Source organism: Novosphingobium jiangmenense, assembly GCF_015694345.1.
Taxonomy (GTDB): Bacteria; Pseudomonadota; Alphaproteobacteria; order Sphingomonadales; family Sphingomonadaceae; genus Novosphingobium; species Novosphingobium jiangmenense.
Genome location: NZ_JADQDC010000005.1, coordinates 269,602 through 287,575, shown reverse-complemented (window position 1 = coordinate 287,575; position 17,974 = coordinate 269,602). Strand labels below are relative to the sequence as shown.

Sequence of the window (17,974 nt, the reverse complement as noted above, 5' to 3'; positions counted from 1 at the left end):
CGGCTCTTCGAGAGACCAGTTCCCAATGTGCTACGGCGCAGAATTCTATCGCCACCACCAGCTGACCAGCCAGCTCGGCATCAACACCTACTTCTGCGACCCGCGAGCGCCGTGGCAAAAAGGCGGCATCCTCGCCAACTACAACAACACGCCCCAGAAAATGCCACGGCTTCAAAACACCAGCCGAAACATTCAACCCGATGTACTTCGGATGCGAATCCACGCCCGGATCAAGTCCGGGGCGACGAAGAAAGCTTCGTTTGAAAAACAATCGTCTCCCGGACTCAACCCGGGGAACCGCTTCTTCGTCAGTTGGTCTCGCGCGCCAGCCGCTCAGCCAGTTCGGCAATCTCCGAGGGATCAAGCAGCCACGTCCGCGTCGCCCGACCCTCGCGGTGGATCGGCTTGGTCAGCAGCACGCGCGCATTGTCGCGGGCGTGGGGCTTGTAGAGGCCATAATGCAGCGCGCAGTCGCGGATCGTGCCGATGATCGGGGCGCGGCCCTCAAGGTCGATCATCGTGGCGGGCTGATCCCACGGAATGTCGTCGGTATAGGCCACGAAAGTCCTCTGGTTGCGGCACCGGCCCGCTCCCCCGGCCCGGCCACCCGACAGTGTATTCTATGGGTGGCCGGGCCGGGGGAGCGGGCCGGTGCCGCCTCTATCAAACGTCCAGATTCGCCACGTTGAGCGCATTTTCCTGAATGAAGTCGCGGCGCGGTTCGACCACGTCGCCCATCAGGCGGGTGAAGATCTCGTCCGTCACGTCGGCGTCCTCGACCTTGACCTGCAGGAGCGAGCGGTTGTCCGGATCGAGCGTGGTTTCCCACAGCTGTTCGGCGTTCATCTCGCCAAGGCCCTTGTAGCGCTGGATCGAAAGGCCACGGCGGCCACCGGCAAACACCGCGTCGAGCAGTTCCGATGGCCGCGTGATCGCGTCCTTGACCTTTGCGGCCGGTGCGGCAGGAGCCTCATCGTCACCTTCGGCCGCGACCGGCGCAGGCTCGGCCTCGGCAGCCGTGGCGCGCACCAGCCGCGCCATTCCGGCATAGACCTCGGCGTTCTCCGCTGCCAGCTTGGCCAGCTTGCGCGCTTCGGCGCTGACGAGGAAGCCCGCTTCGATCATGTGATGGTCGGTCACCCCGCGCCACAGGCGCTGGACGTGATAGCCGCCCTCTTCCGACACCACGATGCTCCAGCGCGCCTCGGTATCGCCCCGGTTGAGCCAGTCCGCCGCACGTGCCAGCGCCGCATCGCGCTGCTCTGCCGACATCTCAGGCTCAAGCGCGCCGGACAGGGCCAGCGCTTCGATGATCGACGGATTGTAGCGACGCGGCACGAAGCCCATCAGGTTGCGCATGCGCAGGGCATGTTCGACCAGTGCTTCCAGATCCGGCCCGCTGCGCGCACCGCCCGTCGTTTCGAGCACGCGGCCCGAAAGCCCCGCCTCGACCAGGTAGCGGTCCATCGCCGCGTTGTCCTTCAGGTAGACTTCGCTGCGGCCCTTGGCGACCTTGTAGAGCGGCGGCTGGGCGATGAAGAGGTGCCCGGCCTTGATGATCTCGGGCATCTGGCGGTGGAAGAAGGTCAGCAGCAGCGTGCGGATATGCGCGCCGTCGACGTCGGCGTCGGTCATGATCACGATCTTGTGATAGCGCAGCTTTTCGAGGTTGAATTCATCGCGCAGGCCGGTGCCCATCGCCTGGATCAGCGTGCCGACTTCCTTCGAGCCGATGATGCGATCAAACCGCGCACGCTCGACATTGAGGATCTTGCCCTTGAGCGGCAGGATCGCCTGGGTCTTGCGGTCACGCCCCTGCTTGGCCGAGCCACCTGCCGAGTCACCCTCGACCAGGAACAGTTCGCACTTGGCCGGATCGCGTTCCTGGCAGTCGGCCAGCTTGCCCGGCAGCGAGGCGATGTCCATCGCGCCCTTGCGGCGGGTCAATTCGCGGGCGCGCTTGGCCGCTTCGCGCGCGGCGGCAGCGTCGATCACCTTCTGGACGATGGCCTTGGCGTGGCCGGGGTTCTCTTCCAGCCATTCGACCATCTTGTCGGCCATCAGGCTTTCGAGCGGCTGGCGCACTTCCGAGGAGACCAGCTTGTCCTTGGTCTGCGAGGAGAACTTCGGATCAGGCAGCTTGACCGAAACGATGGCGGTAAGGCCCTCGCGCATGTCGTCGCCCGTCAGGCTGACCTTCTCCTTCTTGAGCAGGCCGGACCGCTCGGCATAGCCGTTCAGCGTGCGCGTCAGCGCGGCGCGGAACGCGGCAAGATGTGTGCCGCCATCGCGCTGCGGGATGTTGTTGGTGAAGCACAGCACGTTCTCGTAGTAGCTGTCGTTCCATTCCAGCGCGACATCGATGCCGATGCCATCGCGGTTGGCCGAGATCGCCACCGGTTCCGGCATCAGCGGCTGCTTGTTGCGGTCGAGGTACTTCACGAAGGCCGCGATGCCGCCCTCATAGAACAGGTCGTGCTCCTTCACTTCCTCGTGCCGGCGATCGCGCAGCATGATGCGCACGCCCGAGTTGAGGAAGGCGAGCTCGCGATAGCGGTGCTCGAGCTTGTCGAAGTCGAACTCGAGCACGTTCTTGAAGGTTTCGTGGCTGGCCTGGAAGGTCACGCGCGTGCCCTTCTTCCCTTCCGGCGCAGGCCCGCGCACTTCGAGCGGCGCTACGGCATCGCCGTGCGCGAACTTCATCCAGTGCTCCTTGCCGTCGCGCCAGATGGTGAGCTCCAGCCATTCGGACAGGGCGTTCACCACCGAAACACCGACACCGTGAAGGCCGCCGGAAACCTTGTAGGCGTTGTCGTCCGAGGTGTTCTCGAACTTGCCGCCGGCGTGGAGCTGGGTCATGATGACCTCGGCCGCCGAAACGCCCTCTTCCGGGTGAATGTCGGTCGGGATGCCGCGCCCGTTGTCCTCGACCGAGACCGAACCATCGGGGTTCAGTTCGATCAGCACCAGATCGCAATGCCCGGCCAGCGCCTCGTCGATCGCGTTGTCCGAAACCTCGAACACCATGTGGTGCAGGCCCGAGCCATCGTCGGTATCGCCGATGTACATGCCGGGCCGCTTGCGCACCGCATCGAGGCCTTTGAGGACCTTGATGGAATCGGCGCCATAGGCGTTGGTGTTGGGTGTGTTTTCGTTGGTGCTGGACATCCTTTGCACATAGGCACGAAAGGGCAAAAACCCAAGCGAATCCGGCCTGTTTTGCACAGGAGTGGGCACATAATCGCCCGTGTCCGATCAAGCCGGAATTCGCCCCCTGTTCAAGGTCTTGGAACTCTGCTGAATTGACGGTCAAGTGCAGCGACCGGGCGGTCGGATCAGGGGACACGCACCATGCAAAAATTGCTTCTCACAGCGCTGGCAGCATCGCAGATCGCCACCGCCGCCCATGCAGCAGATGCCCCGCTGGCGCCCGACGTGGCGGAGTTCCGCGATCTCTATCGCGAGCTGATCGAGACCAACACAACGGTCAACAACGGCAGCTGCACCGACGCTGCGGCGAAGATGGCTGCGCGGCTGAAGGCGGCAGGCCTGCCCGATAGCCAGATCGTGCTTTTCGCAACGCCCGAACATCCCAAGGACGGCGGCCTTGTGGCGATGATTCCCGGCACAGCGAAGAGCCTCAAGCCGATGCTGCTGATCGCCCACATCGACGTGGTCGAGGCCAAGCGCGAGGACTGGACCCGCGATCCGTTCAAGCTGATCGAGGAAGACGGCTATTTCTACGGGCGCGGCACGGTGGACGACAAGTCGCAGGCGGCGATCTGGACAGACATCTTCGTGCGGTTCGCCCGCCAAGGCTACAAGCCCAAGCGCACGATCAAGCTGGCGCTGACCTGCGGCGAGGAAACCTCGGGCGCCTTCAACGGAGCAGAGTGGCTGGCCAAGAACCGACCCGACCTGATCGACGCGGCATTCGCCCTGAACGAGGGCGGTGGCGGGCGCACCAACGGCACGCCGATCTCGAAGGGCGGCAAGCTTGAAGTGCAGACGCTGCAGGTGGGCGAAAAGGCCTATCAGGACTTTACCCTGACGGCGACGAACCCCGGCGGGCACAGTTCGCAACCGGTGCGTCAGAACGCGATCTACGATCTGTCGCAGGCGCTGCTGAAGATCCGCGATTTCGAGTTCCCGGTGGAGTTCAACGATACCACGCGCGCCTTCTTTACCAAGGTCGGCATGGCGCGCGGCGGCGTGGCGGGCAAGGCGATGCTGGCGATCGTCGCCAACCCGGCCGACAGCGCCGCGCTGGCCGCGCTGCAGCAGGACAAGATGCTCAATTCGATGCTGCATACCAGCTGCGTCGCCACGCTGGTCGAGGCAGGCCATGCGCAGAACGCCCTGCCTCAGCGGGCGACCGCGAACATCAATTGCCGCATGTTCCCCGGCCGCACCACGGCAGAAACGCAGGCCATGCTCGAGAAAGTGATCGCCGACCCCTCGCTCAAGCTGCAACCCAAGGTTCTGGGCAAGCCCATGGCCGTCGTCCCGCCGATGAACCCTGCCATCATCGGCCCGATCGAGAAGCTCGTCGCCAGGCACTATCCCGGCGTGCCGCTGCTGCCGACGATGCTGACCGGGGCGACCGATGCGGTCTATCTCAAGGGCATTCCCACCTATGGCGTGCCCGGCGTGTGGCTTGATCCCGATGGCAACGGCATCCACGGGCTGAACGAGCGCGTCGAAGTGCAGGCGCTCTACAAGGCGCGCGAATACCTGACCGACCTCGTCAAGGCGCTGGCGGGATAAGTCGGCGGGCGCGGGGGGGAGGCTGTGGAAAGGACGCGCCGCCCCCTCTTGACGCCAGACTCGCGCGGGTGTCTCTTGTGGCCATGCGTAACACTGCGGTCACGAGGCTAAGCCATGACTGCCCCTGCGGAGGCGCAAAAGCCTTTGCCTGCAGGGAAGCGCAAATGTTCGAAGATTCTGGCCGGACGTGCTCCATAAGGCGCTGATCGATCGGGCGGCTTCGGCTCGGCCCCACAGCGGTGACAGCACCGCCTTCAACGACGTTTTGCACAATGACCGGCATCTGGCGAACTGCCCGGCGCTCGTCCTCAACGCCGATTACACCCCGCTGAGCTACTACCCGCTCAGCCTGTGGCCGTGGCAGACCGCGATCAAGGCGGTGTTCCTCGAACGCGTCGACATCATCGAGACCTATGACCGCGAGGTGCACAGCGCCAGCTTCGGCATGAAGCTGCCCTCGGTGATCGCGTTGCGCCAATATGTGCGCCCCAGCGAATACCCTGCCTTCACCCGCTTCAACCTGTTCCTGCGCGATCGCTTCCAGTGCCAGTACTGCGGCAGCCCGGACCTGCTGACCTTCGACCACATCGTGCCGCGCCGCCTTGGCGGGCGCACCTCGTGGGAAAACGTCGCCGCCGCCTGTTCGCCGTGCAACCTCAGGAAGGGTGGACGCACGCCCGAACAGGCGCACATGCGGCTGATGAACCGCGCGATCCGGCCGACGACATGGCAGTTGCAGGAACGCGGCCGCGCCTTCCCGCCCAATTACCTGCACGAAACCTGGCGCGACTGGCTCTACTGGGACGTCGAGCTGGAAAGCTGAGCTTTGCCTTCAAGGAGGGCCGCGCCCTTCAGGAACAGCGCCAGCGTCACCAGCGAAATCGCCGCCGCCAGCAGGATGGGCATTCCCGGCAGGTGATAGATCGCGTTCGGACCGCTGAACTTCTCCAGCGTCTGGGTATACATCGGCGGGCCGATGATCGCCGCGATCGAGCCGATCGACTGCACCGCGCCCTGCAACTCGCCCTGGCTGCGCGCATCGACTGCGCGGCTGTTGAACGCCGAGATCGGTGACTGCACGAAGCCCTGCAAGGCGCCCACGGCAATCGCCACGTAGACCTGCCAAGGCTCGCGCGCGAGGGTGTAGAGCACCGCCGAGGCGCAAAGGCCCGCAACGCCCAGCACCACCGCCCGCTTCTCGCCCAGCATCGGCAGGAACAGGCGCAGGCCCACGCCCTGCACCAATGCGCTGCTGAAACCCACGAGCGCCAGCGCCACGCCGACCTGCCCGACCGTGAAGCCATAGGCAGCGATGGCGAAATAGGACCATGCCGCCGGGTAGACGATATGCGCCAGCTGCCACGTGCCCAGCGCCGCCACAAACCACAGCACCGTCGGGCTCTGTCCCCGCAATGCGCGCAGGGAGGCCATGGAATTGGCCCGCCGCCAGTCGAACGGGCGGCGGTTTTCCGGGAGCAGCGATTCCCTGAGGAAGAAGAACCCGAACACCGCGTTGGCCAGCGCGAGGCCCGCTGCGGTGTAGAACGGCAGACGGGGGTCGATCGAGCCGAGCAGCCCGCCCATCGCCGGGCCGACGACAAAGCCGATGCCGAACGCCAGCCCCATCAGCCCGAAGTTCGCCGCGCGCTTTTCCGGCGGCGTCACGTCGGCGATGTAGGCATAGGCAGGCGAGAAGCTCGCGCCGGTCACGCCCGCGATCAGCCGCCCCGCAATCAGCCAGCCGAAGTTCGGCGCCATCGCCTGCAGCAGGTAATCCAGCCCGAGCATCAGCACCGCCGCCAGCAGCACCGGGCGGCGGCCGTAGCGGTCCGAGAGGTTGCCCAGCACCGGCGCGAACACGAACTGCATCGCCGCATAGCCCGCGCCCAGCCAGCCGGCGTAGCCCGCTGCCGTGGCCACGTCGACGTGCTTGAGTTCCATGATCAGCCCTGGCAGCACCGGCGTCACCACGCCAAAGCCGAGCATGTCGATCAGCACGATCGCAAAGACGATCCCGAAGGAGGCGCGGTGTGAAGCCATAGGCTCAGCGCCGCGAGAGCGCTTCCTCGCTCTCGGCCATGAGCTGGGCGATGATCTCGGCCACAGGCTCCTCCTTGGTCACCATGCCGACCGACTGCCCGGCCATGACGGAACCGCGCTCGACATCGCCGTCGATCACCGCGCGGCGCAGGGCGCCAGCCCAGAAGTGCTCGATCTCGAGCTGGGCGGCGGCCATGTCCAGCTTGCCCTCGTCGAGCAGCTTGGCGACTTCGACCTGCTTGGCAGTAAACTCCTCGGTGCCCTTGTTCTTCAGCGCGCGCACCGGGATCACCGGCAGGCGCGGATCGACCTGCACCGAAGCTACCGCATCGCGCGCGTTGCCACGGAAGAACGCCGCCTTGAACGCCGGATGCGCAATCGATTCGGTCGCGCAGGCAAAGCGCGTGCCGAGCTGCACGCCCGAAGCGCCCATCTCCAGATAGCTGGCGATCATCTCGCCGCGCCCGATGCCGCCGGCCACGAACACTACGTGATCCTCGGCCAGCGCGGGCAGGAACTCCTGCGCCAGCACGGAAGTCGAGACCGGGCCGATATGGCCGCCTGCTTCCGAACCCTCGATCACCAGCGCGTCCGCGCCCGAGCGCAGCAGCTTCTTGGCCAGCGCCAGCGTCGGCGCGAAGACGAGAACCTTGGCGCCGAACGCCTTGATCGCCTCGACGCTGCCCTTGGGCGGAATGCCGCCAGCAAGCACGACATGGCCGACCTTGTGCTTGGCGCAGACCTCGATCAGATCGAACAGCGCGGGGTGCATGGTGATCAGGTTCACGCCGAAAGGCTTGTCCGTCAGCGCCTTGGTGGCGGCGATTTCCTTGTCGAGCAGTTCGGGCGTCATCGCCCCGCAGGCGATCACGCCGAAGCCGCCGGCATTGCTGATCGCCGAGACGAGATTGCGCTCCGATACCCAGCTCATCGCCCCGCACAGGATCGCGTATTCCGTGCCGAGAAACTCGGCGCCACGGCGCATCAGGGCAGCCGTTCTTGGAGCAGGGGTCTTGGGTGTTGCAGTCATGCCTGGAGGGTCCCGTCCGAAAGTCCGGCGCGCGCTTTAGGGCGGGTTTGGGGCGGCAACAAGGCCGGACTTTGGCGCATCATCACCAAAAGCGATAACTCTGGGCAATTTAACCCGTTTCACCGATCAATTCGGATTCGGTAGAAGGACTTCATCAAGTGGGTTCCCCCTCACCCACCGAGCCCCGAGGACCGGTCGTCTCAATCTCCTGACTGGCCCGGGTCGCACCCCGCCCTTTGGCTCCGGATCGAGCCGGAGGGCGGGGTTTCCATTTGCGGCGCCGATGCTTTGCCCTAAGCGCGCTGCATGACGGAAATCCTCTCTGGCCAGACCCTCGCCCGCGCCGACATCACCAAGCTGCTGACCACCGGCCCACGCCATCTCGAGAGTTGCGATCTCGACGAGGCGGACCTGTCGAAGCTGGACCTCTCCGGCTGGACGTTCGAGCGCTGCTCGATGCGGCACGCCGACCTTTCCGGCACACGCCTCGCCCGCTCCGTCTGGCGCTCGACCAAGGCTCCCTTCGCCAACTTCACCGGCGCGGATCTCGAGGAAGCGCAGGTTCAGGGCTGCGATCTCAACAACGCCTCGCTGCGCCGCGCCAATATCGGCTCGGCCAGGTTCGTCTCGACGCGCATGACCGGCGCGGACCTGCACTTGGCCAAGGGCATGGGCTTCACTTTCGAGGAAGTTCTGCTGGTCGGCGCGCGCCTGCCGGGCCTGTCGTTCCGCAAGGAAAAGCTGGTGCGCCTCGACATGGCGCAGGCCGACCTTGCCAAGGCCGATTTCCGCGGCGCAGTGCTCGAAGGGTGCAGCTTGCGCGAGGCCAATCTCGATGGCGCGCAATTCGCCGGAGCCGATTTGCGCGGGTGCGATCTCGGCGGGATCGAACTGGAAGATGCGCGGGTCTTCCGCGGCGCGGTGATCTCACGCGAGCAGGCCGAACAGCTGCTCTCGGGCTGGGGCCTGCTGATACGCTAGGTTGACTTCTGTCCCCGCCCCCGGCTGCAAGGCAAGCCGGAGGCCGGGATGGAAGTTATGGTCGCCCGTTCAGAAGTGAACCTTAAGCCCAGCCCGCACTGGCACATCCAGCCGGTCACCCACTTCGTTGATCGAGGAAAGGCCAAGCCCGCCAATCGCGCTGTCATCACCGCGCAGGCCGGTGGTGTAGCGCAGACCCACTTCGCCGATCAGATCGACATTGCTGCCAAGCCTGTAGCTGAGGCCAATATCGCCACCGGCCACAAACGACGTGCTTGATTTGTAGAAGGGCACATTGGCGATGCGGATGTCGGCATCAGGGATCACGAATGTGGCATTGATCGAGTCGGTGAAGGCTGCGCCGACCCGCCCGGCAACATAGGGCTTGAGCGCGCCGGAGCCGAAGAACTGGCGATAACCCAGTTCGATGGCATAGGATTTCAGATCACCGAACGTGCCATTGACGGGCAGTGTCGTGTTCAACGCCGGAACGAAGGCGCCGCCCACCTGCACCGTGCCCTGATTGCCCTGCTGATAGCGGAACTGCCCGAACAGCTCGGCATTTTCACGAATGCCGTAGGCGAGCTCCGCGCCGATGTTCCACGTGGTGCCATAGATCTGATCGAAGCTGCGCGAACCGATGCGCAGTTCGGCATCAACACCCGCCAGATCAGGATTGAGCGGCCCAAGATCGGGCACGCCTGCAGTGGCTCCGCCATGAACATCGCCGTTGATCGGGAAATCAACGCCGCCAATAACCGTGACGGAAAGCTTTCCGGGGGCAGTCTGCGCTTGCGCCACAGCAGGGAACGCCAAGGCGATCGTGGCTGCAATAGTCAGCATCGATAGTTTTTTCATTGCACTGATCCTTTCTGCACCCCTCCGCGTGACGGCAGGAGATATTCGGCAAGATCAGGTCCGTTCAGCTGTCTCTTGGTGTATCTTTTTGATATTATGAAATTATTTGGAAACAGTCGGGCTTTTTCGAAAAAATCGGGTTTCACTTGGCACACAAAAAAAGCTCCGGTCACCGACCGGAGCTTTTTATGCCAACCGGCTGAGGGCCGCTTACTCTGCGTCCATCTCGTAAGCGGTGTGCAGCACGCGCACGGCGAGTTCGGTTTCGTCCTCGTCGATCAGCACCGAGACCTTGATCTCGCTGGTGGTGATCGCCTGGATGTTGATGCCGCGATCGGCGAGCGAGCGGAACATCGTCGCGGCAACGCCGGCGTGGCTGCGCATGCCGACGCCGACGACGCTGATCTTGGCGACCTTGCTGTTGGCCAGCATGCGGTAGTAGCCGATCGTGTCCTTGCGCTCTTCCAGCAGCGCCTGGGTGCGGGCGAGGTCGGAGATCGGCACCGTGAAGGTCACGTCGGTCTCGCCCTTGTCCTTGGCGATGTTCTGGATGATCATGTCGACGTTGATGTTGGCGGCAGCCAGCGGACCGAAGATCGCGGCGACGGCGCCGGGGCGGTCGGCGATGCGGGTCAGGGTGACCTTGGCCTCGTTCTTGTCGGCAGCGATGCCGGTGATCAGCTGGCGTTCCATATCAAGTCCTTCGAGCTCTTCGTCAGAGACAATCATCGTTCCCGGAATCGTGTCGGCGGCTGGCGCATCGTCGTCGATGAACGAGGACAGCACCTGCACGCGCACGCCTTCCTTCATGGCAAGGCTGACCGAACGGGTCTGCAGCACCTTCGAGCCGACCGAGGCCAGTTCGAGCATTTCCTCGTAAGTGACGTTCTTCAGCTTGCGCGCCTTGGCGACGATGCGCGGGTCGGTGGTGTAGACCCCGTCGACGTCGGTGTAGATGTCGCAGCGATCGGCCTTGACCGCGGCTGCCACGGCCACCGCCGAGGTATCCGAACCGCCACGGCCGAGCGTTGTCACGCGGCCCTTGTCCGAAAGGCCCTGGAAGCCAGGGATCACCGCGATCTCGCCCGAGCCCATCGAGGCAAGCAGCGCCTGCGCATCGATGCCCTCGATCCGCGCCTTGGAATGGGCGTCGTCGGTGTGGATCGGCAGCTGCCAGCCGAGCCAAGAACGCGCCTTGCAGCCCAGCGCCTGCAGATGCATCGCCAGAAGGCCCGAAGTCACCTGCTCGCCGCTGGCCACGACCACGTCGTATTCTGCCGGATCGTAAAGCGGATTGGCCTCGCGGCAGAAGTTGACGAGGCGGTCGGTTTCCCCCGCCATGGCCGAGACGACCACCGCAACCTCGTGCCCCGCAGCCTGCTGGCGCTGCACGATGCGCGCCACGCGGCGGATGCGCTCGGTTCCGGCCATCGACGTGCCGCCGAATTTCATCACGATGCGGGCCAAGGGCTTGCTCCTGAAGTCTTGCGCGTAAGAATCTTGCCCGCAAGGCCGGTGGACCTTGCAGCGCGGGCGCTTTAGGGACGTGAAATGAGCAATGCAACCTCTGCGAATACCATGGGTCCGAAAACGATCCGGGCCGAAGAAGCCGCCCACTTCGGCAAGCTGGCGGCGGAGTGGTGGAACCCCAAGGGTTCCTCGGCCATGCTGCACAAGCTCAACCCCGTGCGGCTGGGCTTCATCCGCGATGCCATAGATGCGCACTTCGCCAGCGATTCGCGCACAGCAAAGCCACTGGCGGGACGCAAGGCGCTCGATGTCGGCTGCGGCGCAGGGCTGCTGTGCGAACCGCTAGCCCGCCTCGGCGCGGAAGTGAGCGGAGTGGACGCAGCCGAGGAGAACATCGCCGCCGCGCGCCTTCACGCCGAAGGCTCTGGCCTGACCATCGACTACCGCTGCGACGACGTCGGCCAGCTCGGCCTTTCCGGCTACGACCTCGTCACCTCGATGGAAGTGATCGAACACGTTGCCGACAAGGCCGCCTTCATCGCCGCGCTGGAAGCCGCGCTTGCCCCCGGCGGTCTGATGATCCTCTCCACCCCCAACCGGACCGCGCGTTCACGCCTGCTGCTGGTCGAAGGCGCCGAAGCCATCGGCATGGTGCCCAGGGGCACGCATCACTGGGACGATTTCATCACGCCGGTCGAACTGCACGACCTGCTCGATGCAGCGGGACTGAAGATGGGCAACCCGATGGGCATTGCCTGGAGCGTGTCGAAGGGCCTGCACCTCTCGGACGATCTGGCGCTCAACTACATCGCCACCGTCACCCGGAAGGACTGAGCCATGGCCGAACGCTTCGAACGCCACAAGCAGCCGTGGACCGCCGACGAGATCAGCAAGCTGCACACGCTCGCCAAGAAGGGCATGGCGCTGAAAGCCATCGCCAAGGCGCTCACCCGCAGCGAGGAATCGGTAAAGGCCCGCGCCAAGAACGATGGCCTGTCCATAGCCAAGCTGCGCTGACACTCACCTCACACTCCCGCTCATCCTGAGCTTGTCGAAGGATGGTCCGGCGCAAGATGCTTCGACAGGCTCAGCATGAGCGGTTTCAGGGAGCCGAGGGCCCGGTCAGTCCGCAGAGGGCAGGAACTTCTCGACCAGCTCGCGAGCCAGCCGCGCCGGGCGGAGCGTCTCGGCATCGAGGCAGCACCAGCTCGACTTGACCTCGGCAAGCACGTCCTCGCCGCGCTTGATGATCGTTTCGTAAAATGCGCGCGCGCCCTGCACTTTCTCGAGGATCACGTGGGCAATCACGGTGTCTTCGAGGAAGGTCGGGCGGCGGTAGGTGATCTCGTGCTTGAGCGCGACCCACAGGTGGGCTGCAACCGCCTCGGCCGGGGCCAGCGCGCGCCAATGGTCGATGACGGCATCCTGCACCCATTTGAGGTACGAGGCATTGTTGACGTGCCCCATGAAATCAATGTCATCGGGCTTTACGGCGATCGGGACGAGATGGGGGACCACGTTGCTCACACTGATGTAGGTAACATGATTCGCAATCCTTTGACAGGCGCGAAACCACCCTTTTCACGCCAGCAACACTTTAACTTGCCAGAAGTTCCTCAACCCACGCCGGGACGATCTCCGTCGCCGGCCCCAGCCGCGTTTCATGAAACCACGCCGAGCCCTGGCTGCGCTCGAGATTGAGTTCGAGCGTCTGCACGCCAAGGTCGCGGGCAGTGCGGACAAGGCCCGCCGCCGGATAGACCGCACCCGACGTGCCGATCGACACGAACAGGTCCGCTTCCGATACCGCACGATAGATCTCGTCCATCCGATAGGGCACCTCGCCGAACCAGACGATGTCCGGACGCAACGCACGCATGTCGCAGGACGGGCAAGGCGGACAGTCGATCAGCGGCCCGGTCCAGCGATGCCGCCGGTCGCAGTACGTGCACCACGCATTGAGATGCTCGCCATGCATGTGCAGCACGTTCAGCGCCCCGCCGCGCTCGTGCAGATCGTCGACGTTCTGCGTCACGATCAGCACTTCGCCGCCCGCCGTCTTCGGCCAATCGCGGTCCAGCCGCGCGAGCGCATGATGCGCGGCGTTCGGCTCCTTGGTCTGGATTGCCTCGCGGCGCATGTCGTAGAAGCGCAGGACCAGATCGGGATCACGCGCAAAGGCCTCGGGCGTCGCCACGTCCTCCACCCGGTGCTGCTCCCACAGCCCGCCGCCTCCGCGAAAGGTATCGATGCCGCTTTCGGCGGAAATTCCCGCTCCGGTGAGAATGACGATATTGCGTGGGTTGCTCATCGCGACCATGAAGCACGCGACGTGAAGGACAGGCAATGGCAAGAATCGGAATCATCGGCAGCGCTGGACGAATGGGCAATGCGCTGCAGGCGGCAGTGGCTGCGGCGGGGCATGAGTTTGCGGGCGGCATCGACCGTCCTGAAAATGGGGGCGGCGATCCGCTCGCCCTCGCGCAGACGAGCGACGTGCTGGTCGACTTCTCCGCTCCCGGCGCGCTCGAATTCAATCTCGACGCGGCGATCCATGCGGGCGTGCCCATCGTCATCGGCACCACCGGCCTCGAGGAACGCCACCACTGGCTGATCGATTCGGCGGCGGTAAGCATCCCCGTCCTGCAGACCGGCAACACGTCATTGGGCGTCACTCTCCTTGCCCATCTCGTGCAGGAAGCCGCACAGCGCCTCGGCGAGGACTGGGACATCGAGATCGTGGAGACCCACCACCGCATGAAGGTCGATGCGCCTTCGGGCACTGCCCTGCTCCTTGGCGAAGCCGCAGCACGGGGCCGCGGCGTCCACCTGGCAGACGAAGCCGTGCGCGGGCGCGATGGCATCACCGGAGCGCGCAAGGCCGGGACGATCGGCTTTGCGGCGCTTCGCGGCGGCTCGGTCGCGGGCGATCACTCGGTCCACTTCCTCGCAGACAACGAACGCCTGACCTTCTCCCACCTCGCCGAGAACCGGGGCATCTTCGCCAGGGGCGCGATCCGCGCGGCCGAATGGGTGATCGGCAAGGCCCCGGGCCGCTACACCATGCCCGAAGTGCTGGGTCTCTGACGTGAAAAAGGCGGACATCTTCGAGTTCTTCCGCCGCCTCGCCGAAGCCAACCCCGCCCCCGAAACGGAGCTGGAGTACGGCAACGTCTACCAGCTGCTGGTCGCGGTGACCCTGTCCGCCCAGGCCACCGACGTCGGCGTCAACAAGGCGACGCGCAAGCTCTTCGCCTTGGTGAAGACGCCGCAGGACATGCTCGACCTCGGCGAAGAGGGCCTGAAGGAGCACATCAAGACCATCGGCCTGTTCAATTCCAAGGCCAGGAACGTCATGGCCATGGCCGAGATCCTGGTCGAGAAATACGGCGGCGAGGTTCCGGCAGACCGCGATCTCCTCACCGAACTGCCCGGCGTCGGCCGCAAGACTGCCAACGTGGTGATGAACTGCGCGTTCGGCGCGGAAACCTTTGCGGTCGACACGCATATCTTTCGCGTGGGCAACCGCACCGGGCTCGCGAAGGGAAAGACGCCGCTCGCCGTTGAGAAGGGGCTGGAGAAGAAGGTTCCCCAGCCGTTCCGCGTTGGCGCGCACCACTGGCTGATCCTGCACGGACGCTACGTGTGCAAGGCGCGGACGCCCGAATGCTGGCACTGCGGGGTGGTTGATCTTTGCGCGTTCAAGGGCAAGGTTCTCGAGAAAGGGGCCAAGCCGCCGCAAGCGAAGAAGGCAAAGGCTCCGACAAGTCGCAAGGCAAGGAAGGAGAGCAAGGCATGAAGCGCATGACTCCGTTTCTGATCGCAGGCCTCGCACTGGCCGTGGCCGGGTGCACCGCAAACGCCAAGGGTGGCAATGACGGCCACCGCGACGACATCCCCAAGGCCAAGGTCGTCGGCAAGCCGGTCAACTGCATTCCGATCCAGAACATCCGCGAAAGCCAGGTGCGCGACGACTGGACCATCGATTTCCGGACGAACGGAAACCAGTGGTATCGCAACACCCTGCCCAACCGCTGCTTCAGCCTCGGCTTCGAGCGCGCCTTTGCCTATGGCACGTCGCTGAGCCAGCTGTGCAACGTCGACATCATCACGGTGATCGTCAACAACGGCGGCCCCGGTCCGATCAACCGGGGCGCTTGCGGACTTGGCGAGTTCACTCCGGTGGAACTCGAGAAGTAGCGCGGGCCTGACGGCCCGCCCTCCAACTCTCCAAATTCGTCACCCCCGCGCAGGCGGGGGTCCCAGCGAGCCAGAAATGTCGCCCCACGGCGATGGCCCTCACCGCGCTGGATTCCCGCCTGCGCGGGAATGACGAAGTGAGGGATCAATTCTCGTAGTTGGACAGATCGAGGTTCAGCCCCGCCCGGCCATCAGCCGCCGTATGCGCCGGCGCATGCGGCGGCTCGGCGTCCGGGTCCATCGGCGGCTGAAGCATGCCTTCCCACTTGGTGATGACCGAAGTCGCCACCGCATTGCCGACCACGTTGGTCGCCGTGCGGCCCATGTCGAGGAAGGTGTCCACCCCCAGCAGCAGCGCGATGCCCTCCAGCGGCAGGCCGAACTGCGTCAGCGTCGCCGCGATCACCACCAGGCTCGCGCGCGGCACCCCGGCGATGCCCTTCGAGGTGACCATGAGCGTCAGCAACATCGCGATCTGCTGCCCCATCGACAGCTCGATGCCATAAGCCTGTGCGATGAACATCGTCGCAAAGCTGGTGTACATCATCGACCCGTCGAGGTTGAAGCTGTAGCCCAGCGGCAGCACGAAGCCCGAAATGCGGCGCGGCACGCCGAAGCGGTCAAGCTGTTCGAACAGCTTGGGCAGCGCGCTTTCCGAACTCGCGGTGGAGAACGCCAGCAGGATCGGCTCGCGGATATAGCGCGCCAGCGTGATCACCCGGCCCTTGAGGAAAATCCCCCCCAGCGTCAGCAGGATCACCCACAGCAGCAGCAGGCCGAAGTAGAACTCCGAAACGAACACGCCATAGGTCACGACGATGCCGAGGCCCTTCGTGGCGATCACCGAGGCGAGCGCCCCGAACACCGCCAGCGGCGCCATGCGCATCACGTAGTCGGTGATCTGCAGCATCAGATGCGCCAGCGCCTCGCACCCGCGCACGATCGGCGCGCCGGTCTCGCCAATCGCCGAAAGCGCCACGCCCGCGAACAGCGAGAACACAAGGATCTGCAGCACGTTGTTCTTTGCCATGGCGTCCAGAGCGCTGGTCGGGAAGATCTCGAGCACGAAATGGCGCAGGGTGAAGTCCGCTGTCGCCAGATCGCCCACCGGCCCGGCGGCGGTGAACTCGAGGCCCACGCCCGGCTTGAACAGGTTGACCAGCAGCAGGCCAAGTCCGATCGAGATCAGGCTCGCGGTGATGAACCATGCCAGCGCCCGCCCGCCAATCCGGCCGAGCGCTGCGCTGTCGCCCATCCCGGCAATGCCGGTCACCAGCGTCGCCAGAATCAGCGGCGCGATGATCATCTTGATAAGATGAAGGAAGATGTCGGGCAGCAGCTTCAGCGTGTCGGCGATCTGCGCCAGCGTTGCATCGCCCTTCGGGTAGCTGGTGTTGAGCACGTACCCTGCGAGAATGCCGAGCACCATGCCGATCACGATGTAGAGGGTAAGGCGCCTGGCCAAGAAACGTGCTCCCGCAATTTTGTTGCAGGGGAGACTAACGACCTTTCACGGACGGCTCAACCGCCCCTGACCTTTTAACACCGGGCGGTTTTAGCCGACTTGCCCGCGGTGCAGCAGCTTCTGGTCAGCCAGAACCAGCGCCATCATCGCCTCGACCACCGGCACCCCGCGAATGCCGACGCACGGATCGTGGCGGCCCTTGGTGAGCAATTCGGTTGCCTCACCTTCCCGCGTGATCGTCGGCATCGGCGTGAGGATCGAGGAGGTCGGCTTGAACGCCACCCGCACCGTCACCGGCTGGCCGGTCGAGATGCCGCCGGCAATTCCGCCAGCGTGGTTCGCGAGGAATTCGGGCGCACCCTGTCCGGGCCGCATCGGATCGGCATTGCCCTCGCCGGTATTGCGCGCGGCTGCGAAACCGTCGCCGATCTCCACGCCCTTGACCGCATTGATGCCCATCATCGCATGGGCCAGTTCGGCATCGAGCTTGGCATAGAGTGGCGCGCCCCAGCCCGCCGGAACCCCGGTCGCCACGCATTCGGCCACGGCGCCGAGCGACGAGCCCGACTTGCGCGCGTCGTCGACCAGCTTCTCCCAGCGCGCTGCCGCCCATGAATCCGGGCAGAAGAACGGGTTGCGGCCGATCTCGGCAGCGTCGAAATGATCCATGTCGATCCTGTCGCCACCGATCTCGCTGACCCAGGCAAGGATCTTGACCTCGGGGATCACCAGCCGCGCCACGGCGCCTGCCGCCACGCGCGACGCCGTCTCGCGAGCCGAAGAACGTCCGCCGCCGCGGTAGTCGCGGAAGCCGTACTTCGCGTCATAGGCATAGTCGGCATGGCCGGGACGGTAGGCCTTGGCCACGTCGCCATAGTCCTTGGAGCGCTGGTCGACGTTCTCGATCATCAGGCTGATGGGCGTACCGGTGGTCTTGCCTTCGAATACGCCCGAGAGGATGCGAACCTGATCCGGCTCCTGCCGCTGCGTGGTGAAGCGCGACTGGCCGGGTCGGCGCGCATCGAGGAAGGGCTGGATCTGCGCCTCGCTCAAGGCAAGGCCGGGAGGGCAGCCGTCGACCACCGCGCCAATCGCGGGCCCGTGGCTTTCGCCCCAGGTGGTGAAACGGAAGAGGTGACCGAAGCTGTTCAGGCTCATGGGCC

At 64.9% G+C, this 17,974-nt stretch carries 18 protein-coding genes and 1 pseudogene; 9 read left to right on the top strand and 10 right to left on the bottom strand.

What is annotated here, in order from left to right:
• Window positions 1–242, top strand: a pseudogene (locus I2488_RS19880) (IS30 family transposase); the annotation flags it as partial.
• A gap of 66 nt (window positions 243–308) precedes the next feature.
• Here I2488_RS19880 and I2488_RS10075 read toward each other — a convergent pair.
• Both I2488_RS10075 and gyrB read right to left on the bottom strand, forming a co-directional pair.
• On the bottom strand, window positions 309–518 hold the full coding sequence (locus I2488_RS10075) for a hypothetical protein (protein ID WP_196275681.1): 210 nt from the start codon (window positions 516–518) through the stop codon (window positions 309–311).
• 145 nt (window positions 519–663) lie between these two features.
• Window positions 664–3,168, bottom strand: coding sequence for a DNA topoisomerase (ATP-hydrolyzing) subunit B (gene gyrB, locus I2488_RS10070; protein WP_196275656.1), 2,505 nt, complete (start codon window positions 3,166–3,168; stop codon window positions 664–666).
• 183 nt (window positions 3,169–3,351) lie between these two features.
• Between gyrB and I2488_RS10065 the strand changes: the two genes are divergently transcribed.
• Both I2488_RS10065 and I2488_RS10060 read left to right on the top strand, forming a co-directional pair.
• On the top strand, window positions 3,352–4,767 hold the full coding sequence (locus I2488_RS10065; RefSeq protein ID WP_196275655.1) for a M20/M25/M40 family metallo-hydrolase: 1,416 nt from the start codon (window positions 3,352–3,354) through the stop codon (window positions 4,765–4,767).
• A gap of 187 nt (window positions 4,768–4,954) precedes the next feature.
• A complete protein-coding gene (locus I2488_RS10060) occupies window positions 4,955–5,590 on the top strand; it encodes an HNH endonuclease (protein WP_425492392.1) in 636 nt (211 codons plus the stop codon).
• On the opposite strand, the gene I2488_RS10055 is transcribed toward I2488_RS10060, so the two are convergent.
• Window positions 5,563–6,807 (bottom strand): TCR/Tet family MFS transporter, encoded by a 1,245-nt coding sequence (locus I2488_RS10055; protein ID WP_196275654.1) that lies wholly within the window; start codon window positions 6,805–6,807, stop codon window positions 5,563–5,565. The two genes, I2488_RS10060 and I2488_RS10055, sit on opposite strands and share 28 nt — an antisense overlap.
• 4 nt (window positions 6,808–6,811) lie before the next feature.
• Window positions 6,812–7,837: an NAD(P)H-dependent flavin oxidoreductase gene (locus tag I2488_RS10050; protein ID WP_196275653.1), complete on the bottom strand. Its 1,026-nt coding sequence runs from the start codon at window positions 7,835–7,837 to the stop codon at window positions 6,812–6,814.
• Between the two features lie 306 nt (window positions 7,838–8,143).
• On the opposite strand from I2488_RS10050, the gene I2488_RS10045 reads away from it, so the two are divergent.
• Window positions 8,144–8,818: a pentapeptide repeat-containing protein gene (locus tag I2488_RS10045; protein ID WP_196275652.1), complete on the top strand. Its 675-nt coding sequence runs from the start codon at window positions 8,144–8,146 to the stop codon at window positions 8,816–8,818.
• 69 nt (window positions 8,819–8,887) lie between these two features.
• Here I2488_RS10045 and I2488_RS10040 read toward each other — a convergent pair whose 3' ends face one another.
• Window positions 8,888–9,661, bottom strand: a complete 774-nt coding sequence (locus I2488_RS10040; protein WP_214652310.1) for a hypothetical protein — start codon at window positions 9,659–9,661, stop codon at window positions 8,888–8,890.
• Between the two features lie 225 nt (window positions 9,662–9,886).
• On the bottom strand, window positions 9,887–11,143 hold the full coding sequence (locus tag I2488_RS10035) for an aspartate kinase (protein ID WP_425492391.1): 1,257 nt from the start codon (window positions 11,141–11,143) through the stop codon (window positions 9,887–9,889).
• A gap of 84 nt (window positions 11,144–11,227) precedes the next feature.
• On the opposite strand from I2488_RS10035, the gene ubiG reads away from it, so the two are divergent.
• Window positions 11,228–11,980, top strand: coding sequence for a bifunctional 2-polyprenyl-6-hydroxyphenol methylase/3-demethylubiquinol 3-O-methyltransferase UbiG (gene ubiG, locus I2488_RS10030; RefSeq protein WP_196275650.1), 753 nt, complete (start codon window positions 11,228–11,230; stop codon window positions 11,978–11,980).
• A gap of 3 nt (window positions 11,981–11,983) precedes the next feature.
• Window positions 11,984–12,163 (top strand): hypothetical protein, encoded by a 180-nt coding sequence (locus tag I2488_RS10025; RefSeq protein WP_196275649.1) that lies wholly within the window; start codon window positions 11,984–11,986, stop codon window positions 12,161–12,163.
• A 105-nt stretch (window positions 12,164–12,268) separates the two neighbouring features.
• On the opposite strand, the gene I2488_RS10020 is transcribed toward I2488_RS10025, so the two are convergent.
• Both I2488_RS10020 and I2488_RS10015 read right to left on the bottom strand, forming a co-directional pair.
• A complete protein-coding gene (locus tag I2488_RS10020) occupies window positions 12,269–12,673 on the bottom strand; it encodes a thioesterase family protein (protein ID WP_196275648.1) in 405 nt (134 codons plus the stop codon).
• Between the two features lie 70 nt (window positions 12,674–12,743).
• Entirely contained in the window at window positions 12,744–13,457 is a 714-nt protein-coding gene (locus I2488_RS10015; protein WP_196275647.1) for an NAD-dependent deacylase, read from the bottom strand.
• Window positions 13,458–13,492: 35 nt separating this feature from the next.
• Here I2488_RS10015 and dapB point away from each other — a divergent pair, with 35 nt between their 5' ends.
• From dapB to I2488_RS10000, 3 genes are read left to right on the top strand one after another with little or no spacing between them, the layout of a single operon-like run.
• Window positions 13,493–14,233: a 4-hydroxy-tetrahydrodipicolinate reductase gene (gene dapB, locus I2488_RS10010; RefSeq protein ID WP_196275646.1), complete on the top strand. Its 741-nt coding sequence runs from the start codon at window positions 13,493–13,495 to the stop codon at window positions 14,231–14,233.
• Window position 14,234: 1 nt separating this feature from the next.
• A complete protein-coding gene (nth, locus tag I2488_RS10005) occupies window positions 14,235–14,945 on the top strand; it encodes an endonuclease III (RefSeq protein WP_196275645.1) in 711 nt (236 codons plus the stop codon).
• Window positions 14,942–15,346 (top strand): hypothetical protein, encoded by a 405-nt coding sequence (locus I2488_RS10000; RefSeq protein ID WP_196275644.1) that lies wholly within the window; start codon window positions 14,942–14,944, stop codon window positions 15,344–15,346. The genes nth and I2488_RS10000 overlap by 4 nt, the downstream gene beginning before the upstream one ends.
• A gap of 145 nt (window positions 15,347–15,491) precedes the next feature.
• On the opposite strand, the gene I2488_RS09995 is transcribed toward I2488_RS10000, so the two are convergent.
• Complete coding sequence (locus I2488_RS09995; RefSeq protein WP_196275643.1) at window positions 15,492–16,811, bottom strand: dicarboxylate/amino acid:cation symporter; 1,320 nt, start codon at window positions 16,809–16,811, stop codon at window positions 15,492–15,494.
• Between the two features lie 90 nt (window positions 16,812–16,901).
• The gene (gene aroC, locus I2488_RS09990; RefSeq protein WP_196275642.1) at window positions 16,902–17,969 is read right to left on the bottom strand and encodes a chorismate synthase; all 1,068 of its coding nucleotides are present in this window, start codon (window positions 17,967–17,969) and stop codon (window positions 16,902–16,904) included.
• Between the last annotated feature and the right edge of the window lie 5 nt (window positions 17,970–17,974).